This window comes from Plantibacter sp. LMC-P-059a (assembly GCF_030209505.1).
Lineage (GTDB): Bacteria > Actinomycetota > Actinomycetes > Actinomycetales > Microbacteriaceae > Plantibacter.
In genome coordinates this window covers 556,843-572,492 of sequence record NZ_JARVRZ010000004.1, presented here as the reverse complement: position 1 = coordinate 572,492, position 15,650 = coordinate 556,843, and the positions used below count along the sequence as shown (strand labels likewise).

Annotated in this window: 15 protein-coding genes and 1 pseudogene; 9 read left to right on the top strand and 7 right to left on the bottom strand. The window is 68.8% G+C overall.

Translation table 11 applies throughout. The features are described 5' to 3' along the window. Positions 1–37: 37 nt before the first annotated feature. Positions 38–859, bottom strand: a pseudogene (locus tag QRN27_RS12275) (helix-turn-helix transcriptional regulator); the annotation flags it as partial. Between the two features lie 186 nt (positions 860–1,045). Here QRN27_RS12275 and QRN27_RS12270 point away from each other — a divergent pair. The 5 genes from QRN27_RS12270 to QRN27_RS12250 all read left to right on the top strand — a co-directional run bounded on the left by QRN27_RS12270 (position 1,046) and on the right by QRN27_RS12250 (position 5,833). After that, positions 1,046–1,606: an MmyB family transcriptional regulator gene (locus tag QRN27_RS12270; RefSeq protein ID WP_285042459.1), complete on the top strand. Its 561-nt coding sequence runs from the start codon at positions 1,046–1,048 to the stop codon at positions 1,604–1,606. 119 nt (positions 1,607–1,725) lie between these two features. Next, a complete protein-coding gene (locus tag QRN27_RS12265) occupies positions 1,726–2,943 on the top strand; it encodes a cupin domain-containing protein (RefSeq protein ID WP_285042458.1) in 1,218 nt (405 codons plus the stop codon). Between the two features lie 96 nt (positions 2,944–3,039). After that, positions 3,040–3,954: a PucR family transcriptional regulator gene (locus QRN27_RS12260; protein ID WP_285042457.1), complete on the top strand. Its 915-nt coding sequence runs from the start codon at positions 3,040–3,042 to the stop codon at positions 3,952–3,954. Continuing rightward, positions 3,951–5,036 carry a Dyp-type peroxidase gene (locus QRN27_RS12255; protein WP_285042456.1) on the top strand — a complete coding sequence of 362 codons (1,086 nt, stop codon included), beginning with the start codon at positions 3,951–3,953 and terminating at the stop codon, positions 5,034–5,036. The genes QRN27_RS12260 and QRN27_RS12255 overlap by 4 nt, the downstream gene beginning before the upstream one ends. Beyond that, a complete protein-coding gene (locus QRN27_RS12250) occupies positions 5,033–5,833 on the top strand; it encodes a family 1 encapsulin nanocompartment shell protein (RefSeq protein WP_285042455.1) in 801 nt (266 codons plus the stop codon). The genes QRN27_RS12255 and QRN27_RS12250 overlap by 4 nt, the downstream gene beginning before the upstream one ends. Here the strand turns inward: QRN27_RS12250 and QRN27_RS12245 are convergent. Then, complete coding sequence (locus tag QRN27_RS12245) at positions 5,830–6,924, bottom strand: GlxA family transcriptional regulator (RefSeq protein ID WP_285042454.1); 1,095 nt, start codon at positions 6,922–6,924, stop codon at positions 5,830–5,832. The two genes, QRN27_RS12250 and QRN27_RS12245, sit on opposite strands and share 4 nt — an antisense overlap. Before the next feature lie 171 nt (positions 6,925–7,095). Here QRN27_RS12245 and QRN27_RS12240 point away from each other — a divergent pair, with 171 nt between their 5' ends. From QRN27_RS12240 to QRN27_RS12230, 3 genes are all read left to right on the top strand, one after another. Further along, entirely contained in the window at positions 7,096–7,911 is an 816-nt protein-coding gene (locus QRN27_RS12240) for an SDR family NAD(P)-dependent oxidoreductase (protein WP_502929521.1), read from the top strand. 64 nt (positions 7,912–7,975) lie between these two features. Further along, entirely contained in the window at positions 7,976–9,163 is a 1,188-nt protein-coding gene (locus QRN27_RS12235; protein WP_285042453.1) for an MFS transporter, read from the top strand. Positions 9,164–9,549: 386 nt separating this feature from the next. Beyond that, positions 9,550–10,485 (top strand): hypothetical protein, encoded by a 936-nt coding sequence (locus tag QRN27_RS12230; protein WP_285042452.1) that lies wholly within the window; start codon positions 9,550–9,552, stop codon positions 10,483–10,485. A gap of 577 nt (positions 10,486–11,062) precedes the next feature. Here the strand turns inward: QRN27_RS12230 and QRN27_RS12225 are convergent. Then, on the bottom strand, positions 11,063–12,628 hold the full coding sequence (locus tag QRN27_RS12225) for an SIR2 family protein (RefSeq protein WP_285042451.1): 1,566 nt from the start codon (positions 12,626–12,628) through the stop codon (positions 11,063–11,065). A gap of 305 nt (positions 12,629–12,933) precedes the next feature. Here QRN27_RS12225 and QRN27_RS12220 point away from each other — a divergent pair, with 305 nt between their 5' ends. Continuing rightward, the gene (locus tag QRN27_RS12220; RefSeq protein WP_285042450.1) at positions 12,934–13,065 is read left to right on the top strand and encodes a hypothetical protein; all 132 of its coding nucleotides are present in this window, start codon (positions 12,934–12,936) and stop codon (positions 13,063–13,065) included. A 46-nt stretch (positions 13,066–13,111) separates the two neighbouring features. Here the strand turns inward: QRN27_RS12220 and QRN27_RS12215 are convergent, their stop codons facing one another. The 4 genes from QRN27_RS12215 to QRN27_RS12200 all read right to left on the bottom strand — a co-directional run bounded on the left by QRN27_RS12215 (position 13,112) and on the right by QRN27_RS12200 (position 15,606). After that, positions 13,112–14,371 carry an FAD-dependent oxidoreductase gene (locus QRN27_RS12215; RefSeq protein ID WP_285042449.1) on the bottom strand — a complete coding sequence of 420 codons (1,260 nt, stop codon included), beginning with the start codon at positions 14,369–14,371 and terminating at the stop codon, positions 13,112–13,114. Beyond that, positions 14,368–14,721: a UBP-type zinc finger domain-containing protein gene (locus QRN27_RS12210; RefSeq protein WP_285042448.1), complete on the bottom strand. Its 354-nt coding sequence runs from the start codon at positions 14,719–14,721 to the stop codon at positions 14,368–14,370. The genes QRN27_RS12215 and QRN27_RS12210 overlap by 4 nt, the downstream gene beginning before the upstream one ends. Before the next feature lie 122 nt (positions 14,722–14,843). Further along, positions 14,844–15,170, bottom strand: coding sequence for a transcriptional regulator (locus QRN27_RS12205; RefSeq protein ID WP_285042447.1), 327 nt, complete (start codon positions 15,168–15,170; stop codon positions 14,844–14,846). After that, positions 15,163–15,606: a hypothetical protein gene (locus QRN27_RS12200; RefSeq protein WP_285042446.1), complete on the bottom strand. Its 444-nt coding sequence runs from the start codon at positions 15,604–15,606 to the stop codon at positions 15,163–15,165. The genes QRN27_RS12205 and QRN27_RS12200 overlap by 8 nt, the downstream gene beginning before the upstream one ends. Positions 15,607–15,650 lie beyond the last annotated feature (44 nt).

Below are 15,650 nucleotides of genomic sequence, written 5' to 3'. Positions count from 1 at the left end.
CAGCCTCTCCGGCGGCCAGGTAGGCGATCGCCGCCGCGGCCGCTGAGCCGCGCTCACCGAAGAACACCGTGAGGAATTGATCGGTCTGCGGGACCTCGAAGGTCTGCGACCGGAAGTCGATCCAGCCGAGCGGCTCGATGAACGTGCGGGTGTGCTTCGACGTCTGCGGTTTGACGAGGTGCTCGGCCCAGATGGTCCGGAACACCGGATGCCTTGCCGACAACATGCCGACGATCTCCTGCAGGCGCGGATCCTCCGGTCGCCCGTAGTAGCGCAGCGGCGCGGTGAGGTCTCGGAGCGTCCCCTCCCACTCCCGGTGGATGCGGTCGTACTCCGGTGCTTCGGGCGGGGTGCCCGCCCGGAAGTCGGCGTACTGCTCGAACGCGGACACGAGCAGGTTGACCCCAGGGTCGAGCATGCCGGCCGGGACCCACGCCCGGGCGAGCGGGTTCGCCGCGAGGACGTACTGGTTGCGGTCGCTCACGTACGCGGGCGTGGCCGACCAGTGCGTGAGCAACCGGGCGACCCGTTCGTCGACCTCGAACGCGCGCTCGTCGACCGCGCGGATGAACGGCCTCGGGCTGACGAGGCGGAGCAGGTACCGCCGGCCGTTGTCGTCGAGCAGCAACGCCCTGGCGAGGCCCAGCAGCACCTGTTCGGACGGCCGCCGCACACGTCCCTGCTCGATCCGCAGGTAGTACTCGGGACTGATGCTCGCGAGGTGGGCGACCTCCTCGCGGCGCAACCCAGGCACCCGACGACTGGCTCCACCACGGATCCCGACCTGTTCGGGCTGCACGACCTCGCGGCGAGCGCGGAGGAACTCGCCGAGCGCATTCGAGAACCGAGTTGAGGGCATCGCCACGTCCGTCTGAGAGAGCGAATGGAGTCGAAGCCCATCATCGCCGATCCCGGGCCGACCGATGCATCCGTTCCCGGTCCGTTCTGGGCTGTTTCTGGACATGTCGAAGCGTCCTCGGCCGTGTCGCGATCGTGGCCCTGCGCGTCCCACCCGGGTTCCGCGGTCCGTCACTATCGTGGTCGCATGGCTGGGCACGAACCGTCCGAACAGCTCCCGCGGGACCTGGTGGACCTCGTCGACGCCTGGTCGGCGGTTCCGGCGTTCATCCACGACCGGCACTTCACCGTGCTCCATGCGAACCGGCTCGCGCGGTCGCTGTCGGTGGCGTTCCGTCCGGGGGCCAACCTGCTGCGATCGACCTTCCTCAGACCGGAGGTCCTCCGCGCCAGCCCCGAACCCGAGCTCGTCACCGACCACGTCGTCGGCGCATTGCGCAACTCGCTCGGCACGCACGAGTGGGACGACGTCTTCGAGCGCCTCGTGGACGAGCTGCGCGCCGGCAACCGCGGGTTCGCGCGGGCCTGGATCGACCTCGATGCCGGGGCCGAACCGGGTGCTGCGGAGACCTTCACCTTCACGCTCGCCGAGGTGGGTCCGCTCGAACTGCGGTACCTGCAACTCCAGGTCCCCGAGCACTTCGGTCTGAGCCTGGTGATCTGGCGGGCCTGCGACGAGGACTCCGAAGCCCTGCTGGCGCGCCTCGCCGAGCGGGTGTCGGACGAGCCCCGACCGGACGAGGACTGATCCGTCCGGGACCCGTGTCGGACGAGGTTCCGACGTCCGCAGGAAGCCGCCACCACCGCCTGCTGGTCTGCTGGAGGGCATCGGCCCCGCACCGCGGCAGCAGGAGGAGGAGGATCACCATGGACTCGACGGACGCCACCGTCCCCCACCACGACGCCCCACGGTTGGGCAACCCGGACCTTCCGGCGGAGGGCGAGGAGAACACCCTCCTCCATCCGCAGAGCACGCGGATGACAGGACCGCAGAACCCGGCCATCGCGAGTCAGTTCCCGAATCAGATCGACGCTCCCGGCACCGACATCAGCACGCAGGCGTTCTTCTGGTCGTCCTTCAACATCTCGCCCCGTCGCGTCCAGGACGGCGGCTGGGCGCGCGAGGTGACGAAGCAGGACTTCGCGATCTCCGACGAGATCGCCGGCGTCAACATGTACCTCGAGGCCGGCGGCATCCGCGAGCTGCACTGGCACCAGACGGCGGAGTGGGCCGTCATGACCCGGGGGAAGTGCCGGGTGACCACGCTGAGCCGATCCGGGCTGCCGAGCGTGGAGGACGTCGAGGAGGGCGACCTCTGGTTCTTCCCTGCGGGCACGCCGCACTCCCTGCAGGGCCTCGGACCCGACGGCGCCGAGTTCGTGCTCGCCTTCGACGACGGTGAGCAGTCGGAGTCGAACACCCTGCTCCTCACGGACTGGTTCGCGCACACGCCCCCGGACGTCCTGGCCAAGAACTTCGGCGTCGCGCAGGAGACCTTCACGGACATCCCGCTGCACAACCTGTGGATCTTCCCCGGTGACGAGCCGGGCCCGCTCGCGAAGGACCAGGAGGACGCCGGCGTGGAGTGGGGCGCCTCCGAACCGATCATCTTCCGCCTCTCCCGGTCGAAGCCGCTCCACCGCAACAGCGGCGGCAGCATCCAGATCGCCGACAGCACCAACTTCCCGCTGTCGCAGTCCGTCGCCGCCGCGCTCGTCACCGTCGAGCCCGGCTCGATGCGGGAGCTGCACTGGCACCCGAACGCCGACGAGTGGCAGTACTACCTGCGCGGATCCGCCCGCATGACCGTCTTCAACACCGGCCCGCACGCGAACACGACCGACTTCCGCCCGGGCGACATCGGCGTCGTGAAGAAGAACCTCGGGCACTACGTCGAGAACACCGGCGACGACGTCCTCCAGTTCCTCGAGGTGTTCCGCACCGACCGGTACGAGGAGGTCTCGCTCGCGAACTGGTTGGCGCACGTCCCACCGTCGCTCGTCGCGGCGCACCTCAACATCGACGAGGCGACCCTCGCGACCTTCCCGAGGGAGGCACAGGGCATCACGCCACTCCGGCCCTGATCCGCAGGGTGGTTCTCGGCGGGCCACGCTCGCCGGGGCCCACCGCCCTAGCTTGAGCGGGACAGCACTCGTATCCATCCGCGCGGAGGGGCACCGATGAACGGCGAACGCAGCACGAGCGACACCATGGGCAACGCCTGGTCCGTCCCCGACGACCGGGCCTTCGTCCTCGGCGACCTGCTCTGCGACCACCGCGACCGTCGGCGGCGCGCCCTGCACACCGCTCGGACCCGACGCTGGCTCGACGCGTACGGCGACGTCGTCGTGCGCTCCGTCCTGCTCTCCACGACGAGCGTCCAACAGCGCGACGAGTTCGCGCGCGCCCTCCGGCACGGCGGCCGGGACCACACGATCGTGCTCGAGCAGCTCGGCGAGTTCGTCCTGGTGACCTCGGAACGCCGGGCACCCGGGACCGTCGCCGACTGGATCGGCTCCGTCGTCCCGACCGGGGTCCGGGTGTCCGCGATCGGATCCGCCTCCCTCCACGCCGACGAGGACGATCTGCTGCGCGCGGTCGACGAGGCACGCACGGCGGCCGACATCGTGGGGCAGGTCGGCCAGGCGGTCGGTTCGAGCCGCGCCGAGGAGCTCGGCGGTTGGCGGTTGCTGCACGCGATCGAGGCGGACCCCTCGCTCATCTCCGCGGTGTCTCCGGCCGCGGACGAGTTGCGGCACGCCGACCCCGTCCGCCTGGAGACCATCGAGACCTACCTCGACGCCGGCTGCAACGTCGTCGCCGCCTGCGAGCGCCTGCACATCCACCGCACGACGCTCTACTACCGCCTGGACACGATGCCGGAGGTCGTGCGGGAGGCACTCGCCGACGGCTGGAAACGGAGCACGCTGCACCTGACGCTGAAGCTGCTGCGCCTGTGGGACGACCGGACGCCGGCGTCGGGTCGCCCGTCGGCCCGGTCCGGGACCCGGCGAGCACGGGACACCCGACGGGCGATCGCCCCGGTCCGGCAGCTGCATCCGCGCACCGCCGGTGCCGAAGAGGTGCCGGGATGACGAGTTCCTCACGCCGGGTCCCGATCGAGCCGCAGGCCGTCGACGCACCGCTCAGCGGGACGGCCGTGTTCCTCGTGCTGACCGTGAGCGACGCGGAGGGCGCCATGGACACCGTCCGCAGCACCCTGGCGAGCGTCGCGGACGTGCTCAAGAACGTCGCCTTCCGAGACCTCGACGCCGCCCTGTCGTGCACCGTCGGGATCGGGGCGCGGGTCTGGGGCGAACTCACCCGAGGTCCACTGCCCAGCGAACTCCACGTCTTCCCGACGGTCGTCGGCGACCGGCACACTGCGCCGTCGACGCCCGGCGACGTGCTGCTCCACATCCGAGCCGCGCGACGGGACCTCTGCTTCGAGTTCGAGCGGCAGCTCCTCGACCTGCTCGGCGACGCCGTCGAGGTCGTTGACGAGACCGTCGGATTCCGCTCCTTCGACGTGCGGGACCTGCTCGGGTTCGTCGACGGCACCGCGAACCCCGTCGGCCAGGCCCTCCCCGACGCGACCCTCGTCGGCGACGAGGATCCCGCGTTCGCTGGAGGCAGTTACGTCGTCGTGCAGAAGTACACGCACCCCTTGGACCGGTGGCGGGCACTCACGACCGAGCAGCAAGAGGCGATCATCGGTCGCACGAAGGCCGAGAACATCGAGCTCGACGACGCCGAGAGCGGCCAGAAGTCGCACAAGACCCTGTCGACGATCGTGGTCGACGGCGCCGAACACGACATCCTCCGGGACAACATGCCGTTCGGCAGCCCGGCCCACGGCGAGTTCGGCACGTACTTCATCGGGTACACCCGGCGACTCTGGGTGATCGAACGGATGCTGCAGCGGATGTTCATCGGTGATCCTCCCGGCCTGCACGACCGGCTCCTCGACTTCTCGACCGCGGAGACCGGTTCGGTGTTCTTCGCGCCGAGCGCCGCGTTCCTCGAGGCGATGGACGACGATCCGGACCCCGCAGGGCCCGACGCCCCGACCACCGCGCCCACGCCCGCCGCCACACCCGTGACGCCGGCATCCCCCGCCGACGGCTCCCTCGGCCTCGGGTCGCTCCGCTCAGCCGACGAAAGGACGACGTCATGAACCACCTCTTCCGCCACCTCGCCCCGATCACCGCGGAGACCTGGCAGATGCTCGACGACGAGGCGCGCACGAGACTGACCCCGGTCCTCGGTGGTCGGCGCGTCGTCGACTTCGCCGGGCCGCTCGGCTGGGAGCACTCGAGCACCGACGTCGGGCGCGTCGGTGCGGTCGTCGACGCACCGCTCGACGGGGTGATCGCCCGCCGACGCACCGTCCTCCCGCTGACCGAGGTGCGCGCGGACTTCGTCCTCTCCCGAGGTGAGCTGGACAGCGCCGCCAGGGGAGCACTCGACGTGGACCTCTCGCCGCTCGACGACGCGGTCACGAGCCTCTCGACCGTCGAGAACACGGCGATCCTCGCGGAGTGGCCTGCGGCGGGGTACACGGGGGTCTCGGCCGCCTCCCCGCACCAGCCGTTGCCACGCGAGGACGATCCCACCCGCTTCGCCCAGGTGGTGGCCGCGGCCGTGGAGACGCTCGCCCGCGCCGGGATCGGCGGCCCCTACGCGCTGGCCGTGGACACGCCCGGCTGGGTGTCCGTCGCGGGTGGGAACGACGCCGGTGGCGCACGACTCTCCTCCCACCTGGAGTCGATCCTCGGCGGCGGGATCGTGTGGACGCCGGGCATCGAGGGCGCCGTCGTCATCAGCCGTCGTGGTGGCGACTTCCTCTTCGAGTCCGGTCAGGACATCGCCCTCGGGTATGCGGCGCACACCGCGGACTCGGTCAGTCTCTACCTCGAGGAGTCGTTCAGCTTCCGGGTCGTGACGCCGGAGGCGGCCATCGCGATCCGCTAGCGCGGCGAGCGCTGGAGCGGCGAACCGAGGTCGGCTGCTGCGCCGGCCTGGGGCACCTGGGACGGGAGGGACGTCTCGACCGCTCCGGCCCCGGTCGTCCGGAACCGACGCTGGTACTCCGAGGGGGTCGTGTTGTACCGCGCGGCGAACGCGCGACGGAAGGCGATCGGGCTGGCGTACCCGGCGGCGGCGGCCACCTCGCCCACCGTGTCGCCGGCCTCCAGCATGCCGAGCGCGACGTCGAGCCGGAGCGACCCGACGTATTGGATCGGCGTCATGCCGAGCTCGTCCCGGATGACCCGGTTGAGGTGGCGGACACCGACGTTCGCGTGCGCGGCGATGTCGGCGAGCGAGCCCGCCCGGGTGGGGTCGCCGTGGATGTAGTCGGCGACGGCCTTCGCGATCGAGGTGCGCGCCGGCTTCGCCCGGACGGAGGCGGAGAACTGCGACTGTCCGCCGGAGCGCCGCATGTAGACGAGCAGCAGCTGGGCGATGGACCGGGCGACGTCCGCGCCGTGGTCCTCCTCCACGATGGCGAGCGCGAGATCGATCCCGGCGGCGACTCCGGCGGAGGAGTAGGTGTCGCCGTCGCGGACGAAGATCGAGTCCGGTCGCACGTCGATCGACGGGTAGGCGGCCGCCAGGGCGCCGGTGAACTTCCAGTGGGTCGTCGCCGACTTGCCGTCGAGGAGCCCCGTGACCGCGAGGGCGAACGCGCCGCTGCAGATCGACGCCACCCGGTCGGCGCGCGACGCGAGGAGCCGGACCGCGTCCTGCACCTCGTCCGGTCGGTACACCTGCGGAGCCGATTCACTCCCGGGGACGATCACGAGGTCGAGCGGACCGCTGTCCGCCGCGGCGGCATCGACACCGACGCGCAAGCCCATCGATGTGACGACGTCGCGCCCGTCGTGGGAGAAGAACCGGACGTCGTAGCCGTCGACACGTTGGTTGGCCTCGGTGAACACCTCCGCCGGGCCGACGAAGTCGAGCGTCTTCACCTGGTCGAACAGGAAGACCCCGACCCGGCGCCGCCGTGGAGGCGTACCGAGCCCATCCCGTGGTCGGGTCACCGGCTGGGGCGGGCTCATCCCCTCATCCTGCCCGACGATCCGCGGCACGACCACCACCGGTTTCGACGTCTGTCGAAGACCTCGGCGACACCCGTCCGACGACGGCTCTCCGATCGCGGCGTACGCTCGGACCGGCAGGTCCGCGACCCGGGCTTCCGACCACCGTCACGACGCCCAAGGAGCTCTCCCATGCGACTCGAACGCGCAGGATCCATCCCCCTCGATCTGACGGGCCGCACCGCCCTCGTGACCGGTTCGACGAGCGGCATCGGCTACGCGATCGCGGCACGACTCGTGGAGGCCGGTGCGGACGTCATCATCAACGGGCGCGACGCCGACCGGCTCGAAGCGGCCGTCCTGTCACTCGACGAGGAGTCGGTCGAGTCGGTCCGGGGGATCACCGCCGATGCGAGCACCGCCGAGGGTGCGGAGCAGCTGGTCGCCGAGGCCGGCCACGTCGACATCCTCGTCAACAACCTCGGGATCTTCGAAGCGGTGCCGCCCCTCGGCATCACCGACGAGCAGTGGCGGTCGATGCTCGAGGTCAACGTGCTGGCTGCCGCACGCCTCACCCGGCTCCTGCTCCCCGGCATGTCCGCCCGCGGGTGGGGTCGCGTGATCAACATCGCCAGCGACTCGGCCGTGGTCATCCCCGAGGAGATGATCCACTACGGCGTGTCCAAGACCGCGCTCCTCGCTGTGAGCCGCGGCTTCGCGAAGGCGGCGGCCGGCACCGGGGTGACGGTCAACTCGGTGATCGCGGGCCCGACGCACACACCCGGCGTCGAGACGTTCGTGCGGCAGCTCGTCGGCGACGAACTCGACTGGGACGCAGCCCAGCGTGAGTTCATGCGGCTGCACCGTCCGCAGTCGCTCATCGGACGGCTCCTCGAACCGATCGAGATCGCCAACCTCGTCGTCTACCTGTCGTCGCCCCTCGCGTCCGGCACCACCGGCGGCGCCCTCCGCGTCGACGGCGGCTACGTCGACTCGATCCTCCCCTGACGACGGCGACGACCGAGAGCCGGGCGACCCGATGACGACCTCCTCCGTCCCGAACAGATCCCGCGTGTCCCACGGCGCCGGATTCTGGATCGTCGCGACCACCTTCCTGCTCGTGATGGCGTACTCGACCGTCCCGACACCGCTGTACGCGCTGTATCAGGCGAAGGACGGCTTCCCCGTCTCGACCATCACGGTCATCTTCGCCGCGTACGCCGTGGGGGTCGTGTTCAGCCTGTTCTTCGTCGGCCACATCAGCGACTGGGTCGGACGACGGCGCATGCTGCTCATCGCGATCCTCATCTCCGCCCTCTCGGCCGTCCTGTTCCTCCTGTGGAACAGCGTCGAGGGGCTGATCGTCGCCCGCGTGGTCAACGGCGTCAGCATCGGCGTCCTCACCGCGACCGCGACCGCGCACCTCGGCGAGCTGCGCGCGGTTGCCAAGCCGGACGAGAACGCGGTGGTCGCCGCGTCCGTCGCCGGGGCCAGCAACCTCGGCGGCCTGGCGCTCGGTCCGCTCATCGGTGGTCTCTTCGCGGAGTTCCTCCCGAATCCGCTGGTCCTCCCCCACGCGGTGTTCCTGGTCGCGCTCATCGTCGCCGGGATCGTGATCGCCGCGGTGCCGGAGACCGTCGAGCAGAGCGAATCGAAGCGACGGTATCGACCGCAGCGGCTCGCGGTACCGGCGTCCTCCCGGGGAGCCTTCGTCGCGGCCGGCTTCGGGGCCTTCGCCGGCTTCGCGCTGCTCGGCCTGTTCACCTCGCTCGCGCCCACCATCCTCATCGGCACCTTCGACGAACCGGACCACCTCCTCGCCGGGGCGACGACGTTCTCCGTGTTCGGGGCGGCGGCCATCGGACAAGTGCTCCTCGCCCGACTGCCGCTGCAGCGCCAGCTCCTCATCGCGACCATCAGCTGCGGCATCGGTCTCGCCGCCGTCGCCGCCGGCGCGGTGCTCCCGCAGCTTGGCGTCTTCATCGTCGGCGGGATCATCGCCGGGCTCGGCGTCGGCGTCCTCTTCAAGTCGGCCATCGCCACGGCCGCGTCCCTCGCTGACCCGGCCCGCCGTGGGGAGACCCTGTCGCTCGTCTTCCTCATCGCCTACTGCGGGCTCGCGCTCCCGGTGCTCGCCATCGGGTTCGCCCTGACCTTCGCGCCCGAGATCGAGGTGCTCCTCATCTTCGTCTCGCTCGTGCTGGTGACGACGGTGCTCGCCGGTGTCGCGATGACGCGGCGGGCGGCCCGGCGGGCCTGACGAGGCCGACTGCCGCGGAGCGGGCGGTGTCGGAGGGGTATCGATAGACGAGGGCGACCAACATCGCCCCTTCGCCGACGACCTATGTGACCCGCTTGATGGAGTTGGCACGGACGTCACCGGCTGCAAACACACCGAGCGGGTTTTTCTCGAGGTGCAAGGGCCGACGTGCGATCGGCTGCCATGATCCGTAGCGACGGCTCGGATATGCTGCTCCCATGGGCGGCTCATCGGTGCAGTGCGGGCAAGACCCCCTACCCGGAGATGGGATGAGCTAGTACGAGCTCGAACGGGTACTGGGATGTGCTCGAATAGACGGGTCCCACAGGTCAAGACATGCAGGCTGGCAAGTTTAGACGGAGCCGACCCTGGTGTAGTCTGGCGTCATGAAGAAACGACAAGACAATCCAGGGGCGGCGGTGAAGAAGCCACTACAGGCCGAACGGCCAGCTCCGACGACAGAGCGGCCTGCCCTGCCGGCGCGCGAGGAATTCCTCCAAGCGATGCTCGACGGAACCACCCGCAGCTACGTTCCAATCCGCACCCGGTTCGTCCAGTCGAAGACAGAAGGCGAGGACGGCACACTTGCCGGCCCACTTGCGAGGATCGTACGGTCGCGGACCGCGAGCTATCTCGACGCATTCCTGTTGATCCACGCGCTCGCCTCGAGTAGCGACCCGTACGACGCGACCTACCCGGCGCAGACCTGGGTCCGAGCGCTCGGTCTTGACATCAACGTGGGTGCCGGCGACGAACAGGGTTCCATCGAGATCGCAAAGTCGACATGGTCAAAGATCGTCCGGCGGTTGGTGGAATTGCACCTCGTCGATCGCAAGCGCAAGGACAACATGATGTCCTACATCCTCCTCGATGAGTCCGGAGATGGCAGCGCCTACACACGGCCGAAGACGGAGTCACACGGCACGTGGTTCCAGCTTCCGCTGTCGTACTGGCGAGACGATCACTACCTGACCATGTCGTTGCCGGCGAAGGCGATGCTGCTCATCTGTCTGTCCCTTGATCACACGTTCAAGCTGCCGGCGGAACGCGTACCGCAGTGGTACGGGATCTCAGCGTCGACGGCGAAGCGCGGGCTCAGCGAACTCGTCAAGGCGAAGATCCTGACGTACGAATCGGACTGGGTCGTCGACCCGAAGTCGGCGATCGGTCTGCGGGAGCAACGCATGTACTCGCTCATGGGGGAGTGGTCGTTGAAGTCGAGGAAGAAGCACTCGAAACGTCCGCCGAAGTTCACCAGCGCGGCTGCGAAGACCAAGAATACGGCCACTGCCACGGCGTCCAACGACAGTGGGACACCATGATCGCGCGACCTCTGGCGAGAGGCGTCACGTCTCATCGCCAGCCACAAGCTGAGGGAAGGTGCACGCCGAGTGCCAACCCTTGTGGCAAGAAAAAAGCCCAGAACCGTTCCAGCGGTTCCGAGCTCATTCTTGCTTCCCAGACGGGAGAGCACGGGATGCGACAGATCCCAGACACTTCACCTGGAACTGTACGCGGTCGAAATCGCCTGTGCAAGCCCGCCAGGGCCCACGGTGAGGTCGACCGCTCCCGGCTCAACCGTCCTTCGTATCCGTCGGCATTGACGAAGGCTGGTGAGGCACATGACCTGCAATTGCGCATGTCACAGCCCCTCCCGGAAGCGCCTCGACTGGGTGAAGTGGGTGGGTCCGATCTACACGATCGGCAAGCTCGTCTTGGACCTGATCAAGCCGCTCTGGGGCGGGTAGCAGCACAGGGAACTAGCTAGCCGGAAGGCCCAGCTGGCCACTGTCTGAGGCGGCGGCACGACCGCCGCCGCCTCAGGCGTCCCCCTCCGGGAAAGGCCTAGCAACTGTCAGAATTTGGGCCCGGCGGGCTCACGTGCGCGAGGGGGGATTGCTAACCGATAGTGAGGGGCACATGCACCAGCTGAGGGACGTTGCTGTCAATTCGAGCAACAGAGAGTTCGATCGTGAGTTCAGTGCGCCCAAGGAGGGCGGTGTAGACCTGGACAGGTTCGGCGGTTCCCCAATCGCTCACCTCCAGGTACATGGCGCTGTAGGAGTATCCCGTCGTCAAGATCAGCTTTTCCCGATCCAGGGATACCGGATGTCGTTGATGACCACGGAAGACGTCGCCCCCGCCATCCGGGTCTTCGCTTACCACCGATACTGTCGCGCTGGTGGCGGATATTCCCATCAGGCTCAAGTCGACGCGCACGACGTCGTTATCACGTTCGCCCACCATCGCAGCCACGTAGCCCGCGGGGGTTGGCTGCGGTCTGCGCCCGAGTGCAACGGCGAGCACCTCATTTGCTGTGCCGATCGTTGGAATCACTCGAGAGTCTCGACCATCCTGATTTGAGCCGAACGCACCGAGGAGGTTTTTGAGGAAGTCCGAGTTCCCAGGACGCCAGGTCTTCTCGACAATGCCGATCGTCCGCGCGGGATCCGCGAGCAACCAGTCACGTATCAATGCGTTGATGTGGGGGTCTGCGAAGGAGTATCCGACAACGACCAAATGCGAAGCGCAGCGCAGCGCATTCTCAGCAGCTCGCAGCAACGCGAGCATCGGGCCGTCCGCCGAGAGCTTCTCGCGTTCACCGACAACAATCCAGGGCCGCCTGGGGCGGCCGTAGTCGTCGAGGTCTGCGGCGCCAAGCGTGTCAGACAACGTCACGACGATCGCGGGAGCTCCCATCGGATAGGTCGTCGAATCGAGTTCCCAATCAAGCGATCCGTGAAGTTTGTAGAGGTTCAGTCGGCCATCCACTTGATCGAAGATGAGCTCGACGCCCGGTGTCCACCGTTCGATGCCGCGATCAATCGGCGTATTCGTACTCGCCGCGAGCTCCTCGATTGTCGGGTCATAGTTGAGCGTTATGACGTCGAGGCCACCAGCCTGATCCTGAGCGAGTTGCGCGAGAGGGGTCAGGTACTCGACCGTTTGCACGGCGCTGAGGATGTCCCTCAGCTTGAACAAGATCTGTTCTTCTGCAGTGCGGAAGGGCTGGCTCCCAGGTGTTTGAGTGGCTGCTCGCGCTAGTTGAGAGATGGCGCTCGTCACAGAGGAGGCCGAGGGGCCCCGCGTAGCACGGTCGGGCGATAGCGCACGAATTACGTCTCTGCCCAGGTAGTCGGGTATGCGCGGGGAGCCGACCCCGAGTGCGCCCGGCTTCCAGGAGGCGACGAACGGTGCGGCTTCATGCGTCTTAGCTGCCTGAAGGAGACGTAGAGCGGATATCAGGCGCTCGATGTTCACGGCGTCGAGCGGGTTGTTACCGTCGTCAGCCGCGTACCCGACCATGGATCCATAGACGAAGTTCAGCGCCCGCACCCAGTCCGCCCCGGCGCTTTGACCTTGATTTGCGGCCTGAACAACGCGTTCGGCTAGGGAGACGGTGAGCGGGAGCCCTGCGTCTGCGGATGCGCCCGCGCCGAGAAGCACTGCCACACGTCCGGTCATGGTCACCATCCTTGCGCGGGGAGGTAGGAGAAGACGCATCTCGTCGCGCTCGGCGTGTCCACTCGTGGGAAAACGAGGCAGGCTTCTGTGTGAAGAGCGCTGAGCGCCATGTGCAGCTTGCCGCTCCGATCCGCGGGCAGCGTCGCTAGGCGGCGTGATTACTGAGTGACAACCAGGTTCGGTTCTGGAATTGGAACGGCATGCCAGTGCGCTAGGAGAACCCCGCGTCCCTCGCGGACCCGGCCCGCCGCGGCGAGACCCTGTCGCTCGTCTTCCTCATCGCCTACTGCGGGCTCGCGCTCCCGGTGCTCGCCATCGGGTTCGCCCTGACCTTCGCGCCCGAGATCGAGGTGCTGCTCATCTTCGTCTCGCTCGTGCTGGTGACGACGGTGCTCGCCGGTGTCGCGATGACGCGTCGGGCGGCCCGGCGGGCCTGACGAGGCGGAGCGGCCACCGGGGTCCCGGCCTCGCGTCTACCCCCGCCTACCCGTACGTCTCGGCCAGATAGCGGTGGGTGAGCGAGACCGCCATGGCGCCCTCGCCGACCGCTGAGGCCACGCGTTTGATCGAGTTGGCACGGACGTCGCCCGCGGCGAACACTCCGGGTTGGTTCGTCTCCAGGTGCATCGGCTGACGCGCGAGCGGCCATCGGGTGAGGTGGTCCGGCAGGAGGTCTCCGCCCGTCAGCAGGAAGCCCCGGCTGTCGAGCGCGACCGCCGAATCCTCCGCCCAGGCGGTGTTGGGCCGGCCGCCGATGCAGATGAACAGGCGCGCGGCCGGCACCTCGGTGGTCGTCCCCGCGGACGCGATGGTGAGCGCGCGGAGACGGTCGTCTCCGTGGAGCGCCGTGACCCTGGTGTCGACGAGGATCTCGATGTTCGGAGCCGCGAGCAGGCGACGGAGGAGGTAGGTCGACATGGTCGAGGACAGCGACGGACCACGGACGAGGACCGTGACCAGCTCGGCATTGGCCGCGAGGTTCATCGCCGCCTGCCCGGCTGAGTTCGCTCCCCCGACGATGTAGACGTGCTCGCCGACGCAGGACGACGCCTCGCTTGTGCCGGCGCCGTAGAACACGCCGGACCCCTCGAGCTCGTCCTCGAGTGGCAGGCCCAGCCGACGCCACTGCACCCCGGTGGCGCAGATGACCGCCCGCGCGGACAGCCGGGAGCCGTCCGCCAACTCCGCCTGCATGTGGTGGTCGCCGAAACTGCGGCTCAGGCTGTGCCGCATGACGAGGAGTTCGGCGCCGAACGCGATCGCCTGTCGTCGCGCCTGTTCGGCGAGCGCCGCCCCGGAGATGCCGTGCGCGAAGCCGAGGTAGTTCTCGATGAGGCTGCTCGAACCGGCCTGACCACCGACGGCGTCGCGTTCGACGACGGCGACGTCGAGGCCCTCGGACGCCGCATAGACGGCTGCGGAGAGCCCAGCCGGGCCGGCACCGTAGACCAGGACGTCGTACTCGCTGCGCTTCGGGCGCTTGATCCACCCGAAGTGCTCCGCGATCTGCGCCGGGGTCGGATCGGCGAGCCGGGTGCCGTCCGGGAAGACGACGACCGGGAGGCGGGTCTCCGTCAACCCGGCGCCGAGCTGGTCGCGGCAGTCCTCCTCGGTCTCGATGAGGACCGTCTCGAACGGGACGCCGCTGCGCGTGAGGTAGTCGCGGATCGCGAACGCCTCGCGCCCGAACGACCGCTCGAACACGAGCAACGGCGCCGTCGCCACCTCACCCACAGCGGTCATGAACCGAGCAGACGTTCCCAGTCGGCCGGCACCCGCTCACGTGGACCGGGGACCGTCTGCGATCGTGGGTGGCTGAGCGGGGGCGCGAGCGTGGGACCGGCGAACGACTCCTCCGTGCCGTAGTCGTAGAACCAGTCCTCGCCCGGTTCGTAGCTGCGGATCACCCGGTGGCCGGTCGCGGTCGCGTGCTTCGTGGCGTGCTTGTTCAAGGAGTCGTCGCAGCACCCGATGTGGCCGCAGAACGTGCAGCGGCGCAAGTGCAGCCACCAGCTGTCGGTCGCCTCGCACTCGACGCAGCCGGGGCCGGACGGCGCGACATCCGGCTTGATGAACTGCTCGACATCGTCCATGGTGGATCCCTTCCTCGCCTCGTCGTCCGACGACGTGGACCCACCGTACGTCGGCCGGGATGGACTGGCCTTCGACGGGCGTCGGAAGTCCGCAGGAGGGCCGGATCGGCGGTGCGTCAGCGTCAGCGCCGGGCGCGCTCGACGATGGCGGCGAGGGCGTCGAGATAGGACTCGAAGGCGACCCTGCCCTCCGCGGTGAGGGCGATGCGGCGACCGCGCCGGTCGGTGTCACTCTTCCCGACCTCGACCACCCCGGCATCGGCGAGCGCCGAGAGGTGCTTCGAGAGCGCCGACTTACTGACGCCGGTGATGCGCAGGAGCGAGGCGAAGTCGGCGTATTCGGCGGGAGCGAGCGCGGACAGCAGGGCGAGGCGTGCGGGCTCGTGGAAGAGCGGGTTCAGCGCAGGACGGCTGATGGCGGCGTCTTCGGCTCGGTGCTCGTCAGACATCGCGCGACCCCGACCGCCCGCCCAGCGTCGCGGAGCCGTTCGCTAGCCGCACCAGCGCGGGCAGGCAGGCGGCGAACACGACCACGGCTGCGACGACGGCCGACACCGTGTTGGGTACGGGGACGCCTGCGGAGCGGGCGATCCATTGGGTCACGACGTAGACCACGGCGACGGCCACGCCACTCGCGGTGAGCAGCAGGACGCCCCTCCGGTCAGACCAGTCGAGGCGGAGTCGCACCGGCCGCGCAAGGGACAGGGCGACGAAGCCGATGGCGACGAGTCCGAGCAGCCAGACCATGTCGAGGTCGACGACGACCCCGAGCGCGATGATGAGCACCGCAGTGAGGATCGCGGTGGTGAGTGCTCCCTCGCGGGCGGAGCGGCGTGAGGCGTCTCGCGCCTGGTTCAAGCGGTCCTGTGCGTCTTCATGATCCATGATCGACCTCCAGTCGTTGCGTCTGGAGAAACTATCACAGTGTT